Source organism: Sphingobacterium sp. UBA3549, assembly GCF_002376635.1.
Lineage (GTDB): Bacteria > Bacteroidota > Bacteroidia > Sphingobacteriales > Sphingobacteriaceae > Sphingobacterium.
In genome coordinates, this window is record NZ_DFOE01000018.1 from 63877 (window position 1) to 90014 (window position 26138).

The 26138-nt window shown below is 40.4% G+C and carries 17 protein-coding genes; 9 read left to right on the plus strand and 8 right to left on the minus strand.

Features of this window, described 5'->3' with window-relative positions; translation table 11 throughout:
• Positions 1 to 5: 5 nt before the first annotated feature.
• The 3 genes from B2W36_RS10455 to B2W36_RS10465 are packed head-to-tail and all read right to left on the minus strand — an operon-like array spanning position 6 to position 4986.
• Positions 6 to 3362, minus strand: coding sequence for a SusC/RagA family TonB-linked outer membrane protein (locus B2W36_RS10455; protein WP_293887663.1), 3357 nt, complete (start codon positions 3360 to 3362; stop codon positions 6 to 8).
• Positions 3363 to 3387: 25 nt separating this feature from the next.
• Complete coding sequence (locus tag B2W36_RS10460; protein WP_293887664.1) at positions 3388 to 4413, minus strand: FecR family protein; 1026 nt, start codon at positions 4411 to 4413, stop codon at positions 3388 to 3390.
• A gap of 42 nt (positions 4414 to 4455) precedes the next feature.
• Positions 4456 to 4986, minus strand: a complete 531-nt coding sequence (locus B2W36_RS10465) for a sigma-70 family RNA polymerase sigma factor (protein WP_293887665.1) — start codon at positions 4984 to 4986, stop codon at positions 4456 to 4458.
• A gap of 325 nt (positions 4987 to 5311) precedes the next feature.
• Here B2W36_RS10465 and B2W36_RS10470 point away from each other — a divergent pair, with 325 nt between their 5' ends.
• Positions 5312 to 5707, plus strand: a complete 396-nt coding sequence (locus B2W36_RS10470; RefSeq protein WP_293887666.1) for a hypothetical protein — start codon at positions 5312 to 5314, stop codon at positions 5705 to 5707.
• 112 nt (positions 5708 to 5819) lie between these two features.
• Complete coding sequence (locus B2W36_RS10475) at positions 5820 to 6005, plus strand: CsbD family protein (RefSeq protein ID WP_209576504.1); 186 nt, start codon at positions 5820 to 5822, stop codon at positions 6003 to 6005.
• Between the two features lie 172 nt (positions 6006 to 6177).
• On the opposite strand, the gene B2W36_RS10480 is transcribed toward B2W36_RS10475, so the two are convergent.
• The 4 genes from B2W36_RS10480 to B2W36_RS10495 are packed head-to-tail and all read right to left on the minus strand — an operon-like array spanning position 6178 to position 8974.
• The gene (locus tag B2W36_RS10480; protein ID WP_293887667.1) at positions 6178 to 7107 is read right to left on the minus strand and encodes a DUF5777 family beta-barrel protein; all 930 of its coding nucleotides are present in this window, start codon (positions 7105 to 7107) and stop codon (positions 6178 to 6180) included.
• Positions 7108 to 7126: 19 nt separating this feature from the next.
• Complete coding sequence (locus B2W36_RS10485) at positions 7127 to 7678, minus strand: YceI family protein (RefSeq protein ID WP_293887668.1); 552 nt, start codon at positions 7676 to 7678, stop codon at positions 7127 to 7129.
• A gap of 10 nt (positions 7679 to 7688) precedes the next feature.
• Positions 7689 to 8096, minus strand: coding sequence for a c-type cytochrome (locus B2W36_RS10490; protein ID WP_293887669.1), 408 nt, complete (start codon positions 8094 to 8096; stop codon positions 7689 to 7691).
• A gap of 23 nt (positions 8097 to 8119) precedes the next feature.
• Positions 8120 to 8974 (minus strand): hypothetical protein, encoded by an 855-nt coding sequence (locus tag B2W36_RS10495; RefSeq protein WP_293887670.1) that lies wholly within the window; start codon positions 8972 to 8974, stop codon positions 8120 to 8122.
• Between the two features lie 165 nt (positions 8975 to 9139).
• On the opposite strand from B2W36_RS10495, the gene B2W36_RS10500 reads away from it, so the two are divergent.
• From B2W36_RS10500 to B2W36_RS10530, 7 genes are all read left to right on the plus strand, one after another.
• Positions 9140 to 9718 carry an RNA polymerase sigma factor gene (locus tag B2W36_RS10500; RefSeq protein WP_293887671.1) on the plus strand — a complete coding sequence of 193 codons (579 nt, stop codon included), beginning with the start codon at positions 9140 to 9142 and terminating at the stop codon, positions 9716 to 9718.
• Positions 9715 to 10929, plus strand: a complete 1215-nt coding sequence (locus B2W36_RS10505; protein ID WP_293887672.1) for an outer membrane beta-barrel protein — start codon at positions 9715 to 9717, stop codon at positions 10927 to 10929. Before B2W36_RS10500 ends, B2W36_RS10505 begins: the two co-directional genes overlap by 4 nt.
• Positions 10930 to 11101: 172 nt before the next feature.
• Entirely contained in the window at positions 11102 to 12856 is a 1755-nt protein-coding gene (locus tag B2W36_RS10510; RefSeq protein ID WP_293885408.1) for a family 43 glycosylhydrolase, read from the plus strand.
• Positions 12857 to 12942: 86 nt separating this feature from the next.
• The gene (locus tag B2W36_RS10515) at positions 12943 to 16125 is read left to right on the plus strand and encodes a glycoside hydrolase family 2 TIM barrel-domain containing protein (protein ID WP_293887673.1); all 3183 of its coding nucleotides are present in this window, start codon (positions 12943 to 12945) and stop codon (positions 16123 to 16125) included.
• 1044 nt (positions 16126 to 17169) lie between these two features.
• Positions 17170 to 17616: a nuclear transport factor 2 family protein gene (locus B2W36_RS10520; RefSeq protein ID WP_293887674.1), complete on the plus strand. Its 447-nt coding sequence runs from the start codon at positions 17170 to 17172 to the stop codon at positions 17614 to 17616.
• A 269-nt stretch (positions 17617 to 17885) separates the two neighbouring features.
• Complete coding sequence (locus B2W36_RS10525) at positions 17886 to 20429, plus strand: tetratricopeptide repeat protein (RefSeq protein WP_293887675.1); 2544 nt, start codon at positions 17886 to 17888, stop codon at positions 20427 to 20429.
• Positions 20430 to 20758: 329 nt separating this feature from the next.
• Positions 20759 to 24811, plus strand: coding sequence for a hybrid sensor histidine kinase/response regulator transcription factor (locus B2W36_RS10530; protein ID WP_293887676.1), 4053 nt, complete (start codon positions 20759 to 20761; stop codon positions 24809 to 24811).
• A 91-nt stretch (positions 24812 to 24902) separates the two neighbouring features.
• Here the strand turns inward: B2W36_RS10530 and B2W36_RS10535 are convergent, their stop codons facing one another.
• Entirely contained in the window at positions 24903 to 26129 is a 1227-nt protein-coding gene (locus B2W36_RS10535; protein ID WP_293887677.1) for a hypothetical protein, read from the minus strand.
• Positions 26130 to 26138 lie beyond the last annotated feature (9 nt).

Genomic DNA, 26138 nt, shown 5'->3' on the forward strand with positions numbered 1-26138 from the left:
AGGGTTTACAGACCAACTGTGAGGTTAATACCGAATGTGCGCATCATAGGAAGTGAAGTTGATTCAATACCGATGGAGCTATTGTTTACATTGAAAGCAGAAGCTTCTGGTGAAAATCCATCAGTTTTCCGTTGAAAATAAAATAGGTTACGTCCATAGACGCCCAATTTTAGGGAGTTAACAAGTTTATGTGGCATCAGCTTTTTAGGGAAAGAATAGGAGAGACTGATTTCGCGCATGGCAATATAACTCATATCATTGATCATTTCTTCGGATACCATGACTTCTTTGTCACTGGCTACCATGTTCCAGTAATCTTGCGCGGCAACCTGCTTGCTGTTTTTTGTTCCGGTACTTGTCCAGTTTCCTGATCCATCTTTTTGTCCGACCATCCCCTCGGCAATGTAGGTGCCATCTCGTCCTTCTAGGGTCTTCGTTGAAGTACCATAAATAATCTGTTCGCGGTTCGACTGGGAGAAGATCACGCCGCCCTGACGGATATCGACAAGCGCGTAGAGGTTGAAACCTTTATATTTAACTGTATTGGCAAAACCTCCCAACCAATCGGGTTGTGCATTTCCAAGATCGGTTTCTACACGTCCAGCTGTGCGTAAGGGGAGCCCAGTGATCGGGTCAATCAACCTATTTCCCTGATCATCTTTGATCCACGCAAATTGTGTCCCAATGAGCTGGCCAAATGGTTTTCCGACCTCCGCAACCACATTTATCCCGCGGTCTGTAGCAAGCAAGAAGCTTTCTACCCCCGGATAGAGTGATTCTACTTTATTTCGGTTGCGGTTGTAATTGAAGGTGGTATTCCATTCAAAACCCGATTCGCTTTTGATTGGTGTTGCTCCCAAGACAAATTCAATACCTCTGTTGCTAATTTCCCCTGCGTTGATCCTGTTTTTTACATAGAGACTGGAAGGGGCGATTGGTACGTCCAGAATCTGATTCTTTGTTTTGGCCTGATAGTAGGTGAAGGAGAACGAAAGTCTGTTTTTCAGAAATCGCAGATCTGCTCCAGCTTCGATTGATGTAGTCAATTCGTTTTTCAGATTTGGATCCGGTATGATTTCTGTATACGAAGCCATTGGTACACCGCCGTGGGTGTATTGGTTGAGACTGTATGCTCCTGTCAATTGATAGGGGTTTCCTGAACTTCCTGCCTGTGCCCATGAAGCTCTGATTTTGGCGAAAGACAGTGCGTCAGATTGCCATTTGAAGGCATCCGAGAGAACTAAACTGGAACTTACACTCGGGTAGAAAAACGAATTGTTTTCCTTTGACAGGGTCGAAGACCAGTCGTTACGGGCAGAGAAATCAACAAACCAATAGTCTTTGTAACTGAATTGACCCGATAGATAAGCCGAATTAATCTTGGACTGGATCAAGTCAAATATGTAACTGTTTGTGGTGGTGTTGTTGATGACAAAGAGGTTGGGTACAATAAACTGATTCCCTGAATTTCCTGTCATACGTAAATATCTATTTTGGTGACTGGCACCTAAGTTGGCACTGAGTTTAATATCGTCGGTCAACTTAAAGTTGGAACTTGCTAGGATATCAAAATTGTCTTCGCGGGCTCTGATGACCTCTTCGCGAATATCACCCTTTCGGTTCAAGCTTTGGTAGGTGTTTATTGGACGGTAACGAAGCCGTTGATCGGTATAGAAGTCCGTACCCCCGGTCGCTGTTACCTTTAGCCAAGAGGCAAAGTCGTAACTCAGACGGAGCAAGCCAATAATGCGATCGCGGCGATCTTCATTGTGATTTTCATGAATGGTCCAGAACGGATTTGCTGTGGAACTATTGGTGGCATATGTTTTTTCCAATCCTTCCGTCAATCCCGAAAATCCGAGTTGTCTACTGATCTCCTGTGCTGTCCATTTATACTGTGCCAGGATGTCGTTGCCTAGGCTTCGCGGCTGGCTGATAAATAGGTAGGCCGGATTGTCTGCCGCATCAGCCAGTGTTGGCCGGTTTTGCCCCTTTTGGGCGATATAGTTCGCCTTGATGTCGATATGAAATTTGTCGGTTATCTTGGCTTGGGTGCGCAGACCAAAATTGTTTCTTTTGAGCGTATTTGTAGGAATGTATCCTTTCACATCGGTATTAGCGAACGAGAAGCGATAGTTGACTTTGTCTGTTCCGCCATCGATACTGAGGTTGTTGACAAACTGTTTCTCCGTTTGAAAAAAAGATGAGTAGGTATCTGGCTTTGGTGTTAACTGTAAGATGTTGCCATAAGCATCTTCATAAGTCTGGCCTTCCATCTTCGCACCCCAGCTTGCCCGTGTCGTACGGTCACGTCCAGCACTCATTTTAGGCATACCACTGTAACCATTTTTCAGTGCTTCGCTCATGGAGACAATGGTGCCGTCATCTTTTCTAAAATGTGTAAATGTTCCGTTCAATCCTTGACCATAGACATTTTGAAAATCCGGTAAGACCAGTCCATTGCCCAATGAAAAATCTGTACCATAGCTAAAGCGGGTCTTACCAGCTTTCCCCGATTTCGTCGTGATCAAGATTACGCCGTTACTTCCTCTTTGTCCATAAAGTGCGGCCGCATTGGGGCCTTTTAATACCGACATCGTTTCGATGTCTTCGGGATTAATGTTTCCAATTCCGTCACCATAATCTGTTCCCCCTGACTGATTTGGAGACGAAATATTTTGGTTATCAATCGGTACGCCATCCACCACATAGAGCGGCTGGCTATTACCGATAAGTGAGTTGTTACCACGGATGACGACCTTGGACGAACCCCCGGCTCCAGATGCGGCGCGGCTCACCTGTACGCCGGCAACTTTACCCGATAAGGCATTTGCTACATTGGTTTCCTTACCCTGCGTCAGCTCGTCGCCTTTGAGTTCAGCGACTGTATAACCAAGTGCTTTTTTTTCGCGTTTGATACCAAGCGCGGTGACGACAACTTCCTGTAGGTTTTGCGCACTCGATTCCAAACTGATATTGATCGCTAGTTTGTCCCTGTCCGTAATGGTGTAATCCACCAGTTCTTTGCTCTTAAAACCAATGGAAGATACGCTGATTTGGTAGCCCTGTCCAGCGGGAATCTGGTCGAGCGAAAAGGTTCCGTCTGGTCTGCTGCTTGTTGTTTTTGTCAATCCGCTCGTCGCATTACGTATGGTAACCGTCGCCGAGGGGATGGGCTTTCCTGTTTCATCTTTGACTACTCCGTTAATGGTCGCATTTTGTTGGGCGTCAGCAAGAAAATAGCTTGTTGACAATAGCCCCATGAGGCCTAGACGTAATGCCCAGTTTACGTCGGCTCGAATGTTGGATCTCAACAGTAGCATAGTCAGGATACTATGCTTGGAAGGTAAATAATTGTGCATAATTTGTGGGTTAATTGAGTGAATTTTATTCGGTTTGTACATGAATGGTTATCCTATGAAGTGCTTGGATATCAGCTAGCATGTTGAGGTATGCGGATGCCGTATTTTTATACGTTCCACTATAGTATTTATCTTGTATATCTTTAGGTTCAAAGTTTAGTTTAACCGCATAATTATGACTGATGATATGAAGTACAGCGTGCAAAGGGAGGTTTTTAAAGATCAGTTGTCCACTTGTTTTTAGATATGATCCCCTTTTGCTGGATTGAGAAGCATTGATTCGGGTTTCGGCAACGATCTGTTGCTGCTTGCGGTCAATGCTGATTTCTTCATTGGGTAAAAAATGCAGGTTTAAGGGTTTTTTATTTCCGGAACTTGTATTGCTTGTGACTTCAATACGGCCTTCATAGAGTTTTATTTTTGTAATCGCGCTAACACCTTCTTCTACACTGAAAACAGTGCCAAGCGCGGTTGTTGTCAAATCTGCCGTATGAACGCGAAATGGCTTTGCCTTATTTTTTGCTACGGTAAATTTGGCTTTACCTTTTAATTGGATGTCGCGCGAAGTGATGTCCGCAAAATCGGAACTAAATTTCACTTCAGAATTGGGGAATAGTTCGATCGTAGATCCATCTGGAACTTCAATGTGTTGAACAGTATTACCTGAATTGATATAATACAAATTGTCGGGTTTCTCCTGCGGTGTTGGCTGGACTTTTTTCGCGATACGGTATGCGGTGGTATGTTCAGGAAAATCGATTTGGGTTAATCCCAGCCAAGCTCCTATTCCAATGAAGAGGATAATAGCCGCATATTTTAACCAGCTGAAACGATCGCTATTTTTTTGCCCTAATTGTTTGAAAATACGCGCTTTTATTTCCTTTTGGTTTTTAAAATCAGAATCCATCTCATGTGCTTGCCATTCCGTTTCCGGCATAAAATCCTCCCAATAAAACTCGTTATTGGCCAGCGCATTTTCTACTGCGGCAATTTCTTCCGCACTGGCTTTACCGCTTAGGTATTTATCGATGAGTGTTTTTGTAATCTTCATGTATAAAGATTACGATCGAAAACGAGGTAGCCCCCAAAGAAATTAAAAAATAATTTGCGCCAGCATACTCAACAGTAAAGCCTTTCGAATAGTTTTTAGTGCTAGTGTCAGTTGATTTTCTACGGTTTTCGTCGATATGGCCAGCTTGTCCGCAATTTCTCGATGCGAAAGATTGGAAAACCGGCTTAGCATAAAAATCTCCTTGCGTTTCTCCGGTAGCTTATCGACAATTTCATGAAGTGTGGATGTAAGTTGTTTGGCATAAAAATCATCCTGAGGGCTATGGCGCAAGACAACTGTATGATCGTGATTCAGAAGTTTTTTTCGATTATACTCTGACTTGACTAAATCGATAACTACCGTCCGAGTGATACAGAAAATCTGAGATGCTATGGCGGCATCAATATTTTTGTCACACATATTTTTCCAGAGTTTGATAAATACACGCTGCACAGTTTCTTCGGCTAGATAAGAAGATTTGGTTTTGTTGAGTGCATATTGATATACTTTGGAGCTCCATAGGTCAAAGTATTCTTCAAATCTTCGAACAATAAACGCATAATTGATTTCCATAGTGTAGGCTTGGGATAAATGAATTTAGCGATAATGCGCTTTCGATCCAAGTTTTTTCAATAATATTTTGCCAACGTTCTTACGCCTTAAAACTGAAAACTACTGATAACCTAAAGGTTATAAATTCTTTCACATAGCGTCTGTTAGTAAGATATTATGCCCGCTAAAATTGTTACAGTGGTTGGTATAAATACTATGATACGGTATTTATACCTCTTATTAGGGATTTGATACGGATGTTTATGATGTGAAATTGGGATGGCATAAAGTTTGAATTTTACCCCGCTATAATAAAATAGAATATTTACATTAACACATTTGACGTATGAAAAAATTAATTCAAACACTGGGACTAGGTATGCTTATTTTTACGGTATTAGTAGGTTTTACGGCATGCAGCAAAGATGATGATCCGGCAGACAATGATCTTTTTATTGGAAAATACGAAGGTACAATTTCTTTTGATGATTTAAACAACAATGACAATGATGTTGCAGCGGCAGAAGGGACAGTTACGGTAACAAAAGCTGGCGATACCTATAATTTTGCTTTCGGGAATGGTATTCCTAATCTGAATGGAGTAGATTTCGAGAAAAAGGATAATGTCTTAATCAATATTGGTTCAGCTGGTACAGGAGTTATTCGTATTGATGCTGGAAAATTAACTATTGGCTACACGAAAGACGGAAAAGCTTGGACCGCTAATTGTAACCGAAAATAATAATACCAGGATAAAAAGCGCTGGTATAACGATTACGACTTTAAAAATAAATTTTTAAAACGATTATTTGATTAATGCTGTTCTATTAATAACTAATGAAAGGAGAATAATTATGAGTGATTTAACATGGAAAGGCCGTTGGAATGAGATCAAAGGCAAGGTAAAACAACAATATGCAGACCTTACAGATGATGATCTGATGTACGCAGAAGGCAAAGAAGACGAGTTAGTCGGTAAACTTCAAAAGAAGACCGGAAAAACACAAGACGAGGTTAATACTTGGTTAAATGACTTGTAGAGTTAATATTGTGTAATAGTAAAATTCCCCACAGGTATAAAACCTGTTGGGGAATTTTTTTTCAACGTGCTCATTAGAAAAGGTAGATGCTTATCTGTTTTTTAGCTTTTGAATTTTTAATTTACCTAGCGTATTATTGTCTTTAATGATCTTTAATTCAGGTTTTTAACTGTCATTTTTTATTGAAGTTGAAACGTCTCGCGATGCTGAATCCCCAGCGGAATTGTCCCTTAGCCCAGGAGCTATTTGTTTCGCTGATAAACTGAGATTCTTGAATTGCCGTCGCATTTGTGAAATTTAGATGGAATATATGTCCACCAGTATCCATTTCAATACCTATCCCTAAGGCATTATAATAACGCTGCCCACTTAGATCTTCACGGTATTTTTTATTTGATGATTTTCGGAAAGGTAATGTATAGTCCGCCACTAATGCGACCCGATTGCTGACTTTCGCCCGTCCACCAATTCCAAGTGCAAACAAATCATTTTGATCATTATGTGCGGTATAGTTGCGGTGAAGATAGGACGGTACCAAAACGAGCGATAGATTTGAACTGAATTTTCGAGCAATAATGAGTTGCGTTACATAACTTAATCGGTCACTGAAGGTATCAAAGCTTGCAGCCGAAGCTTTATCAGTACTTGCCTCCATTGCAGATAGGGTAGTGCTTGCAAAAAGAGCTACGGAAATAGGGACACTATTATCTACTGTTTGGTCGATAAATCGGTATTTTAGATTGCCCTCAAAGAGTTGTCTAACTTCTGTCGCGCCTTTCGCGCGGGCAATTCCGATATTTAGATTATCTAAGAGTCCATAATCAAATCCTATACGGATGTCTGTAGAATTATCCAGACCAAAGAAATTTTTCCCACCGCCTGCACTGCCCGCGATATCACCAAAACGGTGATCTACTCGAAAGTCCATTTCATTTCGATGAATAGTCTCTGTAGTTTTAAGATTGATCAGGTTGCCGGATTTAAAGGTTGCTGTGACTTTTTCATTTTTCGGTGTATCGATATGAATCAATTTCTCTAGGTCTTCCTGGGCATATGATGTTGCAGAAGTTAAGCACAAGAGTATAAGTAGCGTTTTTTTCATTTGAAATGCATTCGAATTTTTAGGGTTTGTAGGTCGCATCAATGGTTATTTTGACGACTTCAGCAATCTTTTTTCCAACGATCGATGGAATTGTTATTTTGTGATCTGCAAGTCTTACTTGAAAATTTGAAATAGCCCTTATCGTTCCATTTTTTACGGTACACTCGACCTTTATGCTGTACGATTTGGTAACTCCATGAACCTGAAGTGTTCCTGTTACGTTGAGCGTATAATTACCGTCTTTTGTTAATTTGTCCGCATTTTCGACTTTGCCTTTAAATTCTGATAGGGGATATTTGTCACTTTCCATGTAGTTTTCATTGAAATGCTCCTGCATCAGCTTTTTGTCAAATTGAAAAGATGTATTTTTTACTCTAAAAATGATTTCTCCGGTTTGAAGGTTTATAGCCGAAGTTCCTAATGTACTTTTAGCTTCAATGTTCTCTAAAGGGGCGCTACTAAAAAAGGTAATGCTGTTTTCTTTTGAAACAAGGTAGGTCTTTTGTTGAGCAAATGTCCCCACGCTGATAAGCATCATGAAGAGCACCATGTAAATGTTAATTTTTTTCATATTGATATCATTAATTTTCAGGTGAATTTCTCTTTATCCATGCATCAAGCAGTTCTATTTCTTTTGAAGTTAGCGCCCCGCCTATCGGCATGGATTTGGTGACCAGTACAGCGTTGTTAATTCTTGCGATGTTGTCTTTTACGGAAGTATAGCCATTAAATGTCCATCGTCCGCTAGCCGAACGTCCTGTTCCGTGGCATGAACTACATTTGCTTTCGAAAAGAGCTTTAGAAAAATTCGTATACGATACATTCTCGGCTGTCACCGTTTCAGTACCGTTATCTGGATTGGTCGTAAGTTCCTGAGCCTGCTTTTTCGTACAGGCGGAGAAAGTGAGAGCCGATATGGTTAAGAGCGAAATGACGTAGTGATGATATGCTATGAGGCAAGGAATCGCTGTTTTATGTTTTTGTGCCATATGTTTGAATCGTTAGTATAGATTTAGTTTGCAGGAGCAACGGTTGTATTGTCATTTACGATCGGCCAAACACCAACACGTGGGAAACTTATTCCTTTATTGTCTCCATGTTGTATATCCTGACCGAAGTAATATAAGGGCCATCCTTTGAAAGTCAATTGTTTCTTTCCATAGACGCTAATTACGGCGATATCAGTTGTACGAATAAGCGAAGGAAGGGCTCCTGTTTCTTTTTGGAAAATTGGCCAGATCGGATCATTGCTGAAATCTGCGGCAGTATAATTGTTTTTGTTGAATTTATCAGGCTTAAAGGCATACAGTGTTCTACCTGTATCATCTGTTAGATACATTGTTTTTGCTATTCCTTCGGTATAATCACCTAAATAGTTTTTACCGTCGTGTCCGACGAGTTGGGCATTGGCAACCATAAGTAAATAATCGGGTTTGGCTACATACCATATTTTATTTATAGCATCCCCTTTCACCTGAGCAGATTGACCATCGCCAGCATAGTAATAAAGTGGCCAGCCTTTAAATGTACTTTGCTTGGAACCATCTTCGCGTGTGATTTCACCCATCAGGCTTTTATCAATTTTTACATCCGTACTTGTTTCGTTACTATGGTAAACTGGCCAAGTTGCCAAACAATTACCATTACAGGTAGAGATGCCTTTTGTATCATTGGAGAAAAAGTACAGTGTTCTACCGTTTGCATCGGTCAGGATATTACCAAACTGGGCATTGGCAGATATTTGTATACCCCTATTTTTATTTTCTACATTGTCAGGAGCTGCATCGTTTTTTGAACATGCAGAAAACATTGTTAAGGTCAATAGACCGAGAAAGACTAGCTTTACGTGTTTTTTTGTTACTTTCATATGAGTGCCTTTTTTGAAATAATCTGTTGATATTACGATCATTTCAAAAGAAAGGTTGCTTTGAAATTGATTCAAAAAAAAAATATTTTTTGCAGGCAACCTTTCTTACAATCCGTTCGTATTAGACTTAATACTATATTTATCAAAAGAAAGAAGCAATATCGAGTGGCGATAACAGAAGTTGACGAAAAATCTATCCATATTATTAAAGGATGTATTGATGAGGACCGGAGAGCTCAGAAAGATCTTTATACCATTTACTATGCGATGTCTTTAGGTATATGTCTGCGCTACGCTAATAACAGAGAAGATGCACTAAGTATTTTAAATGAAGGTTTTTTTAAGATTTTTAAAAATATTGGTAAATATGATTTTCAGAAGCCTTTTTCCATATGGATCAAAAAAATCATGACGAATACTGCAATTGATTTTTACCGCGCAAAGATTAAACAGGGCTTCCTCCTCGATGTATCCTTGTATGAGCACGCTATTGTGGAAGATGATAGCATCACTCAAAAGTTAAACTATGAAGACCTATTGGCGATGGTACAGCAGCTTCCACCGGCATACAGAACGGTGTTCAACCTCTACGCAATAGATGGTTATGGACATGAGGAAATTAGTGGCATGCTGGGTATTGCTATTGGAACATCAAAATCTAATTTACATAAAGCACGCGGGCGACTTGTACAAATAATGGAAGTTCAAGGTGTAAAATTTGATAAAACTCAAGAGAAAGCATGATGGAAAAGGATAAAAATAAGATTGATGAAATTTTTAAAGACGGCCTAAATGATGTTCATTTTGAGTTTGATGAATCACATTGGCAAAATATAGAATCACGGTTGAATCAGTCAAATCGTTTAAAGAAAAGAAAGATTGTACTTTTAATAACATTAGCGACCACAGTTGCAGCAGTTTTAATAGCTTTTTTTATCTGGAATGACCAATTACTTAAGTCTAACGATGTGCTGAATGAAATCAATGAAGCCAATATTTTGTCTGAAAAAGAAGGGTTGGAAAATGGAACTATTCATCGTCAGGAAAATTTGCGACATGAACCTGAACAAGATTTAGGTGGGGTTGCATTTCAGCCGCATACAGGTATGAATAGTGGTTTAGCGGTACCAAGTGAAAATAGAATACTGCAGGATATTCTTTTAATGCAGGTCGCCGATATAAATTTGACAAGGATACAGGATGGAAAACAGGGAACAACATTTACTATTACTCCTATAGAATATAGTCATCGTAGATTACCTAGTTTCAACTTAAAAGAAGAACCGATTGAAGGGATAGGGGAGCGCTTGGCAGCTATTTATCAACCTAAAGAAACCATAGGTGCCATGAGGAAGGAAGAGGAGCGGTCGGTTGTTAGTTTCCTCGTTGGGCCAGATCTTACAAGCGTACGTGGAGCAGGGAAATCTTCCCTTAGTGAAAATGTCGGCTTGGCTTATTCCTATCCGCTCGCAAAAGGATTTCATGTTTCTGTGGGAGCGACTTATGCTAAGAAGAATTATAAATCAGCATATAAGTTTTATACACCATCAAATCCACCGGAGATGGCTCAGTTGCCCAGCAATGTAAGTGCCGTTTGTGATGTTCTTGATGTTCCCTTGACAGCAAGTTACACCGTACTTAAAAGTAAAAACGTCAAATTTAATGTGAGCGCAGGGCTTTCAAGTTATTTTATGCTGAAGGAAAAATACACTTTCGATTATGAAGGTGGGGGGAGCTATAGCGGATCTCAAAACAGTGCCGTCTATGAAGTGAATGGCGAGAACCAGCATATCTTTGGTGTCGCGGATTTTTCGGTTTCTATTGAGAAGAAAATCAACGATAAAATTAATATCGGCGTGAAACCATTTGTTAAAATGCCTTTGACGGGAATTGGGTATGGAAATGTGGATCTAGAATCTAAAGGGGTAGCATTTACTCTAGGAATGAGTTTGTGATCTAATTGGGAATTCGAAAAGCTAAATCGTGTTTGTGTCATTGTATTATTACATAAATACGAATATATCCCTCTTTTTGACTCAATATCCCCCTTGTCTAGATAGAAAAAGGGTGATATTTTTGTTTGCGAATAATCAATAACTATTCGCTCAAAGAGACTTAAAATAAATCATGAAAACACCTATATCTGTCTGTCTTATTTTGCTTTTAAGCTGTTTTGCCGCATACAGCCAAAAACCCATCCCACAGGAGTATGACTTAGTCTGGTCGGATGAGTTCGATTATCAAGGCACGCTAGATACAAACAAGTGGAGCTACGAAGAAGGTTTCAAACGTAACCGCGAAGAACAATGGTATCAAAAGGAAAATGCTTTCTGTCGTAATGGCCTATTGATTATTGAAGCAAAAAAAGAACAACGCAAGCATCCGGGTTTTATTCAAGACAGTAAAGATTGGATTAGCAGCCGAAAGCAGATAAGGTATACTTCAGCTTCAATAAATACATTAGGAAAGCAAAGCTGGAGATACGGAATTTTTGAAATTCGGGCACGTATACCTGTTGGCGCTGGGCTTTGGCCTGCTTTCTGGACATTAGGAACGACCAAAGAGTGGCCGTCCAATGGCGAAATAGATATTATGGAGTATTACCGTGGCAAAATATTGGCGAATATCGCGACAGGTACTGATCAGCGGTGGAAAGCCCATTGGTTCGGTCAGACTAGGGCAGTTAAAGATCTTGGGGGAAAAGCTTGGGCTGATCAGTTTCATATTTGGCGAATGATCTGGGACGAAGATGCTATTGCGCTGTATGTGGACGATATTGAGATGCTTCGCGTTACGATGGACCAATTGGTTAATCGGGATGGTACAGGCTTTAACCCATTTACCCAACCGCATTATCTGCTGTTAAATTTGGCTCTAGGCGGTACAAATGGCGGTGCGATAGATCATAAATTACTTCCGGCAAAATATGAAATTGATTATGTACGGGTCTATCAAAAAGTGAAATCTGCTCAAGTGAGTAGTTTTAAACCAGGGGAAAGATGGACAGACGACAGCGGTGATGTGATCAATGCACACGGCGGCGGCGTACTTCATCAGAATGGAAAATACTATTGGTATGGAGAGAAACGTGGTGGAACAACATCTCAGGGAGTCAATGTGTATTCATCCAATGATTTGCATCACTGGAAGTTTGAAGGATTGGCGCTAACGCCGAGCGCAGATTCTACAAGTGATATTGCTTGGGGCTGTATTATGGAAAGACCTAAAGTTATCTATCAGGAGCAACTGAAAAAATATGTCATGTGGTTCCATCTCGAATTGAAAGGTCAGGGCTATGCTGCGGCCAGGGCGGCTGTTGCAGTAAGTGACTCACCTCTTGGACCGTTTCAGTTTGTCCATAGTTTCAGGCCAAATAACAATATGTCACGCGATATGAGTTTATTTGTGGATACCGATGGGAAGGCGTACCAAGTGTATTCATCCGACGAAAATTATGCTTTACGCATGGTACAGTTAACGGATGATTACCTCCATGTAACAGCGAAGGATTCTTTACTATTTCGGAATCATAGGGAGGCTCCAGCATTATTCAAATACAATGATCGGTATTACCTGATCACTAGCGGATGCACGGGTTGGGCACCGAATCGTGCCGAGCTCCATGTCGCCAAGAATCTTTTTGGTCCTTGGAAATCACTCGGTGATCCGATGCGAGGGCCAAATTCAGCCTTGACTTTTGACGGTCAGTCGACATTTGTACTTCCCGTAGCAGGAAAAAAAGATTCCTTTATTTTTATGGCCGACCGATGGAAGCCCAAGGAGCTTATGGATAGCAGGTATATCTGGCTACCTATTGATCTTCGGCATGAAAAAGTACAGATAAATTGGAGAGACCAGTGGGATTTAAGTGTATTTCATTAGTTTGGCCGCATCAATCTATTCAAGTTCGATTAGGCCAGACAAATCTGCCGTTTCGAATTAATTTGTTATCCCTAAAAATATAAGAAATGCAAATAGTGACTAAATTCACGCTTATTTTTCTGTCTAGTATTGTCACCGTGTTGGGCTATGCGCAGTCCAGTGTGACTTTGACGCATGAGCAAAACAAAAAAGAACAGCAAGATACGGTTATCCGAAAAGGGATCCCTTGGTTGGATGAAACGATTACTGAAGAAAATCGACTGCCCATGCATACCGATTTTGTAACCTTTCCGAATACAGATCAAATTATCAACTACGATTGGCGCGAATCCTCTTCTTATTTAAGTTTGAATGGTTCGTGGAAATTCAAATGGGTTAATAGCCCGTCTCAGTTGCCAGCTCAATTTGAATCATTAACTTATGACGATCGTCATTGGGACAATTTTCAGGTGCCCGCTAATTGGGAACTCAATGGATACGGTTTTCCGATGTATACTACTTCAGGTTTTGAGTTTACCTATTTGATCGGGAAGCCAAATCCCCCCATTGTACCGATGGATTTTAATCCTACTGCGGTGTACCGCCGCGAGGTAGTTATTCCTGCGGATTGGCAGGGGAAGCCTGTTATTCTACATATTGGAGCTGCTAAATCTAATTTATCTGTTTGGGTAAATGGCGAATATGTCGGATATGGCGAGGATAGTAAATTACCATCTGAGTTTGACATAACGAAGTATTTAAGAAAAGGAAAAAATCTGATTACCATGCGTGTTATGCGTTGGGGGGTAGCCAATTATTTGGAAGATCAGGATATGTGGCGTTTAAGCGGAATCACGCGTGACTGTTATTTGCTGATGCGACAACCGCTACATGTGCGTGATATTCAACTATCACCAACACTCAATGCTTCTTTTGATAAAGGAGTCTTAAAAACCAAACTCATTTTTAACCGGATTAATCAGGAGAATTTAAAGGCAGAGATCACGCTGCAGCAGAATGGCCGGGTGATATCAAGTAAAGCTGTCAAAGTTTCGGGACAGGAAATAAATGTTGAGCAGACAGTAGATAGTCCTGCACTGTGGTCTGCTGAGGTACCGAATTTATATCAGGTAGTTGTTAAGCTTATAGACCATCAGGACAAAACAATCGAGGTCATTCCACTGCGAGTCGGTTTTCGTACTATCGAGATTAGAGGTGGGCAGTTGCTGGTGAATGGACAACCTATTCTTATTAAAGGAATAAATAGACATGAGACAGATCCCGTCTCAGGGCATGTGATCTCAAAAGAGAGTATGTTGCGGGATATACAACTTATGAAGAAATTCAATATCAATGCCGTTCGTACCAGCCACTACCCCAATGCCGAGTATTGGTTGCAGCTCTGTGATCAATACGGTCTGTATGTGATCGACGAAGCTAATATCGAATCACATGGTATGGGCTATGATCTGTCCTATACCATGGCCAATAGGCCGAGCTGGGAAAAAGCGCATGTGGCACGTGTTGAACGTCTTATTCAGCGAGATCGGAATCATCCAAGTGTCATTATTTGGAGCATGGGCAATGAAGCCGGAAATGGGTATAACTTCTACCGGGCTTACCTCCGAATGAAAGAGCTCGATACCAGCCGTCCGGTACAATACGAAAGGGCCGTGAATAATTATGGCGAATTAAGATTTGACTGGAATACAGATTTAGTGGTGCCTATGTATGCCAGTCCATCTGCGATGAAAAATTATGCAGCCCGTAACCCTAAGCCGGAAAGGCCTTTTATTCAATGTGAATATGCACATGCCATGGGAAATTCGTTGGGAAATTTCAAGGATTATTGGGATATCATTCGGGCAAACAAAGGGATATTTCAAGGTGGATATATCTGGGATTTTGTGGATCAATGTTTTATTAAAGTCAATGCTAAAGGAGATACGGTATATACCTATGGCGGAGATTACGAACCTAAAGAAGCTATCACGGACTGGAATTATGCTTCTAAAGGAATTTTTTACGCGAACAGAACTCCCTATCCCCATGCATGGGAAATGAAAAAAGTATATCAGGATATTCATACTAGTTTATTGGGTGAAAAAAAGATATCAATTTACAATGAGCGCTTTTTTAGAGGGCTTGAAAATGTTGAACTTCAATGGGAAATTATAGTTGATGGGAAAAAAACTGAATCTGGGCTAATCAAGAATTTGAATGTGTCGCCGCAACAATCTGCGGTGCTATCTATTCCTTATCAAAGCGTAGAATCTGGCGAAAAGTTTCTGAATCTAACATATCGACTGAAAAAAGCCGAGGCCTTACTTCCAACTGGGCATATTATAGCAACTGAACAGTTATTTTTAGGAGGTGTTTTTCGGCCTAAGACCGCCGTTTTAGCACAAGGAAAAATCAATACTGAGCGAAAAGATGGAAATCTCATCGTGTCGGCCAAGGATCTGCTAATTGAGTTTGATCTTAAGTCAGGATGGCTAACGAGATATCAATTTAAAGGGCAGGCTTTTGTTGATGAGCATACCACATTTAAGAGTAATTTCTGGCGTGCACCGAATGATAATGACTTTGGGGCAAATACACCGGAAAAATTGAAGTCTTGGAAGCAGGTTTCAGATTCTATTGAATTGATTGAAATTAAATCAACAGTTGTCAATAATCTAGCGTATGTGGATGCTACCTATAAAATGCCGCAAGTGTATGGACAGTTGGAAATGAAATATTGCATTAATCAATCGGGTGAAATGCGTATTTCTCAGTCATTCCTTGCTGATACCACAAAAAAGGTAGCTGTTCTTCCACGTTTCGGTATGCAATGGATCCTGCCTTCAGGCTTTGAAACCATCAATTACTATGGAAGGGGACCGCAGGAAAACTACATTGACCGTAATTTTTCATCACCTGTGGGAATTTATAAACAGACGGTGGATCAGCAGTATTTTCCCTATGTAATGCCACAGGAGACAGGTAATAAGACGGACGTTAGATGGATGGAAATAAAAAATAAACGTGGCCGTGGATTGTTGTTTACGGGAGATTCGACGTTTAGCATGAGTGCTTTGCATTATTTTGACAAAGATTTGGATGATGGTCTCAAGCGTCAGCAGCGTCATGCTGCCGACCTGGTTAAGAGGAAGCAAACGCAGCTTAATATTGACCTTAAACAGATGGGAGTGGGAGGAGTCAATAGCTGGGGAGCATGGCCGCTTCAGGAATATACGTTGCCTTACAAAAATTATTCCTTCTCTTTTGTTGTAAAGCCAGTAGAATAATTGTAGTGTCCCGTGTTGCAAAAGATCATTTTAATTAACTAGTTACTGAGTCGCATCTTCCGATGCGACTTTTTTTTATTGTGAACAGTTGGTTTTTGCCGTTGAGCTTATGAATTGCTTTCTAAGTTTCGGGAGGGTAATAGGTGTGTATGTTAATTTGTATTGCTAAGTTTGGAGCTTATACTCGCTTTTGGTAGGTACAAAGTTAACTTGTTCGTGGATGTTCTCTTGCTGTTTCTTTGCTTTTCTACCTATGAAATAGCAAAGAAATACCAACGAAACAGCAAAGAATACGCAGAGAAACAGCAAAGAAATACCAACGAAACAGCAAAGAATAAGCAGAGAATAAGCAGAGAAATACCAACGAAACAGCAAAGAATAAACGGAGAAACAGCAAGCAAACGGCAGTAAATAAGCGAACAAAGCCCAAACCAAGCTCAAAGAAGGCCCGAACAAAGAACAAAGAATTGGCAGAGAAGCTCCGAAGGAATAGCATAGAAATATCAATGATACATCAAACAAGAAATAATAGCTAAAACTCCTATTTATATAACGAATAATGAAAAAGACGTAGCGCATATGAAAAGTTACCCTTAAGCATGAAGAAAAGATGTAAATTGAACAAATCTTTTTGTGCTCAATATCATTTTTAAGCAAATGAACATCAATTATTTATTATTATCGTTATTATTTCTAGCCGCCACAGGGAAAATATACGCTTAAAAGGCATTGCTTTTTATGCAGTGTGCGCATGCGAACAATTTATTTTGAAACTGTTCGTATGCGCACATTTTCTTTTTCGTAGAGGGTCTTGAAAATGCCTTTAAATGTGCTGAGAGGAACAAATGTTTTTATTGTAGCTACTGGTATAGTATTTGGCATGCAGCAGTTAACATGGTTCTTATATTCACCTCTTCATTTCCGTCATTCACCGAGATTAAAAGACCTTTGGTCTAAAGTCTTTGGGTTAGCGGCATATTGATCTGTAGTTTCGGATCAACAAGGAAGAGGATATAAACTAACACAATTGAACAAAAAGATAGTATGAAAGGATTCGTAAAAACATTCACAGTAGCAGCTTTAATCGCCTTATCATCAGTTGCCATGGCAGCTGAAAAACCAGTATCAAAATCAGAAAGAATTTCTATTAATCTCTCCACAGCAGAATTCGCCTTGCAGCATTATGTTGCGGTAACTACTGCCGGAGCATCTTTTGGTCTAGAGCAATTGTTTGCCCAAGATTTCAGTCAAAAAATTCATACTTCCACTATACATACCTATGGACGCCGTGCGGTGATTGAATGTTTGAATAAACAACAGGGTGAAATTTTGAATTGCAAAACGCATATCAAGATCGTCGAAAAATCTGGAGATTATCTGATTGCAAAAATTGTATTGAAATTTGACAGCTTTAGCATGACTGACCTAGTGACTTTGGTGTATGAGAGTGGCAGTTGGCAAGTGTCAAAATCATTTCATTCGTATCAATAAGCCTATTGCTAACAGCAGTATAGGTTGTAGCACCACATGACTGATGTGATTCTTATTTTTTCTTCTTGGCTCCATTATTGTATAAGGACGATTGCCGATTGGGCAATGGGGGCAGCATGTCGGGTTGTAAATCCTTGAAATGAAGTATCTCAGATTTGAAATTACCAAATGTGGTTTGAATTCTTTAGTTTTGAATACACTGATTAGGGATACCCTATTGTCTCCTCGGCAAAGGAACGTTTGGAAAAATTCAGAAATACGGATGAATAATGATATTGAAAGAAAGAATCGGTCATAATTACCTAAAATACCTGTTTACTGGGACGCTTTCGGCTTTGCTGGCTACGGGTTATGCGCAGGAAGTAGAGAAACAGCAGAAAGATAGAAAAGAGAAGCCGCAACACATTGAGCAAAGAAGTAGCGGAGAAGTTCAGACGATGGATTCCATTGAGGTTGTACGCGACTACCGGCCTATGCTGGCCGATGCCGTCAAAGTACGTCGGAGCCCAGATATGAAGCGTATCAATCGCGACGCTATAGAGACAGAATTACGTCAGATCGCTACCACCACTTATTTAGCGCAGCAAAAATATAAACAAGCGTATTATCATGAATTGATGAAACGTCATCCAGACGCATCGCAAAGTAATATTGATAATTATCGCATCAGCTACCTGGCTTATGGAGCCGGCGAATACAAAAGAGCAAGCGGTATGCTGGAGGCAATGAAATCTTCGGACGCCTTTTATCAGGGTGCAATTATGACTTTAGGCCACATTGCTTTGGAAACCGGCAACAAACAAGCTGCCCGAGATGCCTTTGTGAAAGTGACAAAATTAGACCTCGATCGACAGGTGAAAGCCGATGCGCTGTTTAACTATGCCAAAGTTCTGCTCGAAATGGATTCTACCCAAGCTGCGCAAAGAGTCCTTGAAAAATATATTGCCCAAGAAGTGAAACCTGTCGATCCGGGTTTAAAAGGAAAGGAAAGTGCCGAAACACTATCCGCTGAAATTCTACGTGGGACCACCAACTTCCATGCCGGCGTCAGTATGCTGGAATCGCTTAAAGAGCGCGGGCGAGAGGTCAATGCGATCTATCAAAAGGTAACCTACTACCGCGGACTGGAGTTTTATAACGAGCGCGCTTTCGAAAACAGCATATCGATGTTTATGCGATCGGAAAAGTTTCCAGCAAATGCTGAGATGGCTGCACTTGCCACCTATTGGAAGGCTGAGGCAATGTACGAAGTCCGCAAATTCGGGGAAGCAGTAGAAAACTTTTCCAGGTTCCTAGGTTTGCCCGCTGCTCGGAATAGTGAAGTATACAATTATGCCAATTATGGACTTGCTTATGCAGCCTATCGAAATAATCGTTTTGCGTTGGCGGCAGATTATTTTGAACGCTTTCTAACTGCCGGTGGAAGTACAGTAGATCAGGATATACGGTATGACGTCATCGCCCGACTGGGTGATTCGTATCTTTGTCTGCGCGACTACAGCCGGGCAAACAAATATTATGACCAGCTGATCAACAGCAAAGCGCCTAATCAGGACTATGCCTTTTTCCAACGTGGTATCATCTTTGGTCTGCAAGGCGATAATGAAAAGAAGATGAGTACGCTACGTTCCGTGCTGAAGCAATTCCCCTCTTCTAATTATGCGGATGATGCCGCCTTTGAAATCCCTTATACCTATTTTACGATGGGAGATTATGATAATGCACTCAAAGGATTGCAAGGTATGATTGAAAAGTACCCCCGTAGTAGTTATATTCCTCGCGCCCTAATGACCATTGGGCTTGTGCAGTACAACAATGATGAACCCGAAGCAGCTAAAGTTACGTTCCAAAAAGTAGTGGAGAAATATGCCAGAACTGCTGAGGCGGAGCAGGCTATGCGTTTTATTGAAAATATTTACCTTGATCAGGGAGACGCTTCGAGCTATATTCGTTACGCCGTAGGTACTAATGTAGGAAATCTGAGTCCTGCAGAGCAGGATAATATGGCTTTCCAGGCAGCCCATTCGCTCTTTGCCCGGGGTGAGTATGGTGCAGCTGTGGAAGCTATCAACGCTTATTTCGACAAATTTCCAAAACCTAAACAGGAGAAATTCGCGCGTTACATCCGCGGTGTAAGTTCTTACCGTATAGGCCACCCGCAGGAAGCGCTGCACGATCTGAATATGATACTGAACGACTGGACGAGTAAGTATACGGAGAATACCCTGTTAACAGTGGCGGCTTTATATCTAGGCCTCAAGGAATACAATGAGGCTATTGTGCACCTGAAAAAATTAGAACTCAATGAGGAGTATAAAAAGAACTATGGGTATGCGGTAACCAACCTGATGGTGTGTTATTTCGAACTTGGTGATATGGAACAGGTGGCCAAATACGTGAATTTGATCAAGAATTATGCGGGGGCAACTCAGGAGGAAATTGCCAAAGCCCATTTATACAACGGAAGATCCTTACTGAAAGAAAAGAACGTAGCTTCTGCCTTGAAAGAATTCAACCTGGCTGCGCTGAAAAGCCAGTCAGCTGCTGGCGCAGAGGCGCGTTACCGCGTGGCGCTATTGCAATATGATAGTAAGGAATACGATAAAGCATTGGAAACTGCTTTTGACGTTATCAACAATAGGGGAGCACAAGAATATTGGGTAGCCAAGAGTTTTATATTGCTTGCAGATGCTTATGCGCGCAAAGGCAATACTTTCCAGGCAAAGAGTACATTGAAAAGTGTTATTGAAAACTATGAGAAGGATGATGATATTGTTCCGTCAGCGAAAGAACGCTTACAGAGATTGAAGTAATACCTCTTAGAAGTTGTCGCAGCGGATTTAAGGGTAGGTATAAACCTATCCCGAATGTATTTTATAGGTAAGATTATGAATGGACGAGTCCGATAAAATCGGACTTTGTTATCAACAGATCGATAAAAAGCGAGGTCTTATCCTCGCTTTTTTCATTTGTATTGGCGAAAAAAATAAGATAATATAGCGGTATTTAGACCATTACCAGCGCCCAATTACCACATCGACCTAAGAGCGCGCAGATCGAATCATAAATATCGTATTTCGAATTTGTCGATCAACGTTTTTTTTTGTAAATTAAGTGTCACTAAAACAATTATAATCTTCTTATGAAAAACGTCTACTTGGTCCTTCTCGGATTCCTCTTGCCGATTCATGTTGTATGGTGCCAATCATCTATCGCTTATTTAGGCATTGATAAAGGACTTTCAAACGATTTTGTAACGGCTATCTTTCAGGATAGGGATGGGTTTATGTGGTTTGGAACATCCAATGGACTGAATCGTTACGATGGATATGAATTTAAAGTTTTTAAAAATGACCCATTATCTAATAATACAATTCCCGACAATCGTGTAACCGCGATTGCCGAAAGTGCTTCCGCTCAGTTATATGTAGCGACCAAAAGTGGATTGGCAGTCATAGATGCCAATCGTTCAGTTTGTAAGCAAGTGTTGGTGCATTCGCAGAGAGAAAATAAACTTCTAAATTTTCCGATCCATCAAATAGAGAAGGATATGCTAGGTCAGTTATTTTTACAAGGCGGATCTAAAGGGCTTTTTAAAATTGAGGAAACGAAGGATGGAAGTATCGCGAGTAGGATACCTTTACAATACGCTGGCCAAAAGGATTTCGACTATCGTGTTTCGGCTATCTGCAAAGCAGCTGATGCTGGAATTTGGGCAATAATAGATCATCTTGGTTTGGCTTATTATGATAGCAAAAAGAACAGTTTTTCAATTGTAAAACAAGGTGATTTCCAGTCGACGACAATGGCTGTGTCAACGATTGGAGATGTTTGGTTTGCCAATTATCAGAAAATTAGTTGTTATCATATAAAAACGGGCGTGGTTGAACGATATAGTTACGATACTTATCGAAAAGCTATCGTTAACCTTTATTTTGGAAAAGACAAAAAGCTGTGGATATGTACCGATGGTGCGGGCATTCAAAAATTTAACACCACAACACAAACTTTCGAAGAGTATATTGGATTTGACCAAAAACAATTAACCAGCCGATCTGTGTTTGCTGTTTGGGAAGATAAAGATGATCGGATCTGGATTGGCACCCTAAGGGGTGGGGTCAATATTGTGGATCCGGTAAAAAGAAGATTTCAATCATTTAAACTTATTCCCAATAGCCAACGGGTAAATACTACCGATTTTATTTTATCATTTGAACAGGCCGATCGAGATCATATTTGGATAGGAACTGACGGGGATGGATTATATAAATGGAGTATAGCAGAAGGCCATTTGGTTAATTATACCTATTCAGCTCCTATGCAGAGCAAACCTTCTTTTATAACATCCTTGATTCAGCATCAAAATGACCAGTTGTGGATTGGAACCTATGATATGGGAATTGTAAAATTAAACGCAAAAACAGGCGAAATAAAGCATTATAGCTGTTACTATCCGAATACGCCCTACGCAAATAATGCTGTATGGCGTTTATTTAAAGACAGTAGGGGTACATTTTGGGCTTCAACCCTTGCCAATGGAAATGTCTATCGCTTAGATACCATCACAGATCAGTTTAAATATCTCGATTTACCAATAACTGACGTGTTGACGTTTTACGAAGATAAGGATGCTACCTTGTGGATGGGATCCTGGAATTCCTTATTTCGACTGGACTTACGTACGATGAAATACAAGAGTTATCAGATCGGTACTCCAATTCGTTTTATCCAACAAACAGAAAATGGCTTTCTCTGGCTTGGCACTGAAGGGGGCGGACTTTTACATCTGAACTTAAATACAATGAACTATAAGCGCTATACCGAAAAGGATGGACTTGTTAGTAATACGTTGTTAAATGGCTTACAGGATGCACAAGGTAACATGTGGATATCTTCACTCGACGGACTCTCCAAATTGGATTTACGAAAAAAGACATTTCAAAACTTCTACCAGTCAGACGGTCTCCAAAGTAACCAATTTAATTACAATGCTGCCATCAAATTGCACGATGATCAGTTGATTTTTGGGGGTATCCGTGGTTTCAATATCATTAGACCGAAAGATGTATTATTTGAGACCAGTTTTCCTTCATTAAAATTGACCCGATTAAGTATCGATAATATACCATATGACCAAAGTGGGCAGGAGAAGCAAATTCCTTTAAACGATGTGAAGCATCTAAAAATACCATTTGATAAGGCTGTGTTATCGTTTTCCTATGCAGCATTAGACTTTAGTTTTTCGGATAGGATCGACTACGCCTATTATTTGGAAGGCTGGGACAAAGATTGGAATTACGTCAATAAACAGCGTACAGCCTATTATTCTAATCTCAGAGAAGGAACATACAAATTACATATTAGATCAACCAATGCAAATGGCGAATGGAATCCGGCGGAACGAATTATCGATATAGAAGTTTTGCCTCCTTGGTACCGAAGTTTTTGGGCATATCTAGGATACTTTTTGCTAGTCGCTGCGGTACTCTTTTTTTATAATAGGTATAGGGAGAATAAAGCGTTGTTGCTCTATAAAGTAAAGACTGCTGAGTTTGAACGTGATAAAGAACACGAATTACTCGAAGATAAACTGGCATTTTTTACCCATATTGTCCACGAGATCAGGACTCCATTGACCCTTATTGTAAATCCGATCAAAGATATTGTCGTCAAGTCAAAAAAGAATATGACAGAATCAGACGAGCTACTGTCTATTTACAATCATTCCAAGCGATTGTTAAACCTAGCGGATAAACTTCTTTTGTTTAGAAAATCCGATGGCAATTTAGACGAACTCGACAGTAAGGTTTTTGACATTATACAGGTTTGGCGAGACGCCTTTGAGTCCTTTAGGCAATTGGCCAGTTCTCGAAATATCACGTACTCATTTGAAACAGCTATTGAAAAACTAACTGTAGATGCAGATTATGAAAAACTGGAGATCTGTTTCATCAATTTACTTCAAAATGCGCTTAAATATACAGACAAAGGAGGATCTGTCGCTGTTAGAGTGAGGCGCCTAGAAAGCGAATTGATCTGTGATATCATCGATTCTGGACAGGGTTATCCAACACATTTAACAGAAGAAATTTTTAAACCTTTTAAACGTAATTTTAACCTATTCAACCAAAGCGCAGATGGTTTTGGAATAGGACTGTTTTTTGTGAAAAAATTTATTACGCTGCACGAAGGTAAATTGGAATATACTGCAAATCCAAAAGCTGGAGCTACTTTTACAATACGATTGCCGATTCATCAGGTCAGCTCAGCGACGGTGGAGCCAACGGTCGAATTACAACAGGCTGCTTATGGATATCTTTCTTCTGCGGAAGAAGATAAGCTTGAGCATACACCTTCAATCTATCCAAAAAAACGACAACCACTTGACGAGTGGTATGAAGATGATATGCAGGAGAAAATACTAATTGTAGATGATAATGAAGATATGTTAAACTATATTGCTGGAGTTTTTTCTGACAAATATCAGGTTATTAAAGCAGACAGTGCAGAAATGGCAATAACTGTGTTAGAAAAAATAGAACCAAGTATCGTCATCAGTGATATCATGATGGGTGGAGACTCTGGAATCGATCTCTGCAAACATATGAAGAGCAATACAAAGCGCAGCCATGTCCCTATTATTTTGTTAACTGCAAGTGCGTCTTTTGATGTTAAATTAAAAGGGATCGAAGTTGGAGCAGATGACTATATCGTTAAACCTTTTGATAAAGAGTTACTCGTGGCACGTGTGGAAAGTTTGATAGAAAACAAAAATAGATTGCATACCTATTTTTACAGTGAGATCACGTTGCAGTCGAAAGATCATCAGGTTCCGACGGCCTTTAAAGATTTTCTTCAACGGGCTATAGCTGTGGTTGAAAAGCACTTGTTGAATGAAAATTTTACGGTAAAAATGCTTGCCGAGGAGCTAGGCATGAGCCATTCCAATATGTATAGACGAATAAAGTCTATTTCAGGTAAATCTGCCAATGAATTTATCCGCTATATCCGGATGCGCCGCGCCGCGCAGTTGCTGATTAATAATAAAACGAATATTAATGAAACCGCTTATCAAGTAGGTTTTAAGGATATCAAACATTTTAGACAGCATTTTTCCAAAATCTTTGGTTGTTCGCCCTCAGAATACCGAAAGCGATACAGCCACCTCGGAAATTTGCCTGATAATAAGAGCTAAATGTGACGGATTATCTAAAAATCAAAGAGCAGAAAAACAGTAACTTTCATGAGAAATCCTGTTTTTCTGCTCTTTTTATACAGCTAGCTTGCTATTGATAAGCTCCACTGTGACTGGTCATACCGTCTTTCCGCATAGCTTCTATGATCAGGCAATTGTAGACGTAGTCCCAACTAGAACTGACTTCTGAATTTTGATTTAAGCCATAAGGCCACCAATGCATGCTATCGCCACTTAGTACAGCTGATTCGTCTAAAGTGATCATTTTTAGTGTTTTGTTGGCGTTTGCTAAACTGTATTTGCCATTTATAATGGCCTGCGACCACCAACTTGTCGTTCCAGTACCGAAGGTATGATTCATCTCATGCAACATGGTACGTATGTTTTGGTACCCTTCACCCGAACCAAATCGCATCCAACCCTCATTGTTAGCGTCGGCTGTCGGCACGCCTGGGTCGTAGTTGAGATAAATGTGTTTGGTAGCAGAAGTATAATTATTGACATACCACACCGCACTGTCAAGGGCCACTTGCAATCGTTGATAAGCAGCAAGTTGTTGGGCCGTAGGGTTATCGGCTTTATTAAACGTATAGGTTACTTTACCCTTAGCAATCGTATGGAACGCAATATCTGGACCGTAGCTTACACCGGTTTCATTGATCGCATAAGCGCGTAAATGATAGTTCGTGCTTGGATTAAGGTTGAGTATACCTATTCTAAATTTTCCAGTACCTTTCGAACCGTTCGTCACTTTGTGATCATTTAAGGTGGGTTGTTCCTGTAGGCTCCAGCATATCCCTCTTTCCGTAATGGCGCCACCGCCGCTACTGATTATATTGACGTCATAATAAGCCATTGATGATCCCACAATAAAGATCGGATTAGTGCCAAAGGTAACCGATTGTATATCGGCAGTGGTCAATACCTGTTGTTCGCCGTAAGCAATTCCGCCCTTATTTTTGGCGTAAGGTCTAATGTAGTATGTTTGCGAGGGGGCAAGGGATGTTAGTGCCACACTAAATTCACCAGAACCTTTACTGGAAGTTGCTTCCATCGGATTATTGTCGATTGTCGGATTCGGATCTTTACTCCAGCAGATGCCACGACTGGTAACAAGTGCACCACCTTTGTTGAGCACTTTTCCTGTAATCATAGCACCTGTAGTGGTGATATTGGAAAAAGCCAGTTTACCAAGCTCAGCAAGCGCGCTATCATCTGTTTTTTCCGTAGGCTTTACCATACTGCTTTCGGGAGTAGCTTTTTTACAACCTGCTAAAGTGCAGGCTGTAAAAAAGACATAATAAACTAATCTATTCATCTATTTTGG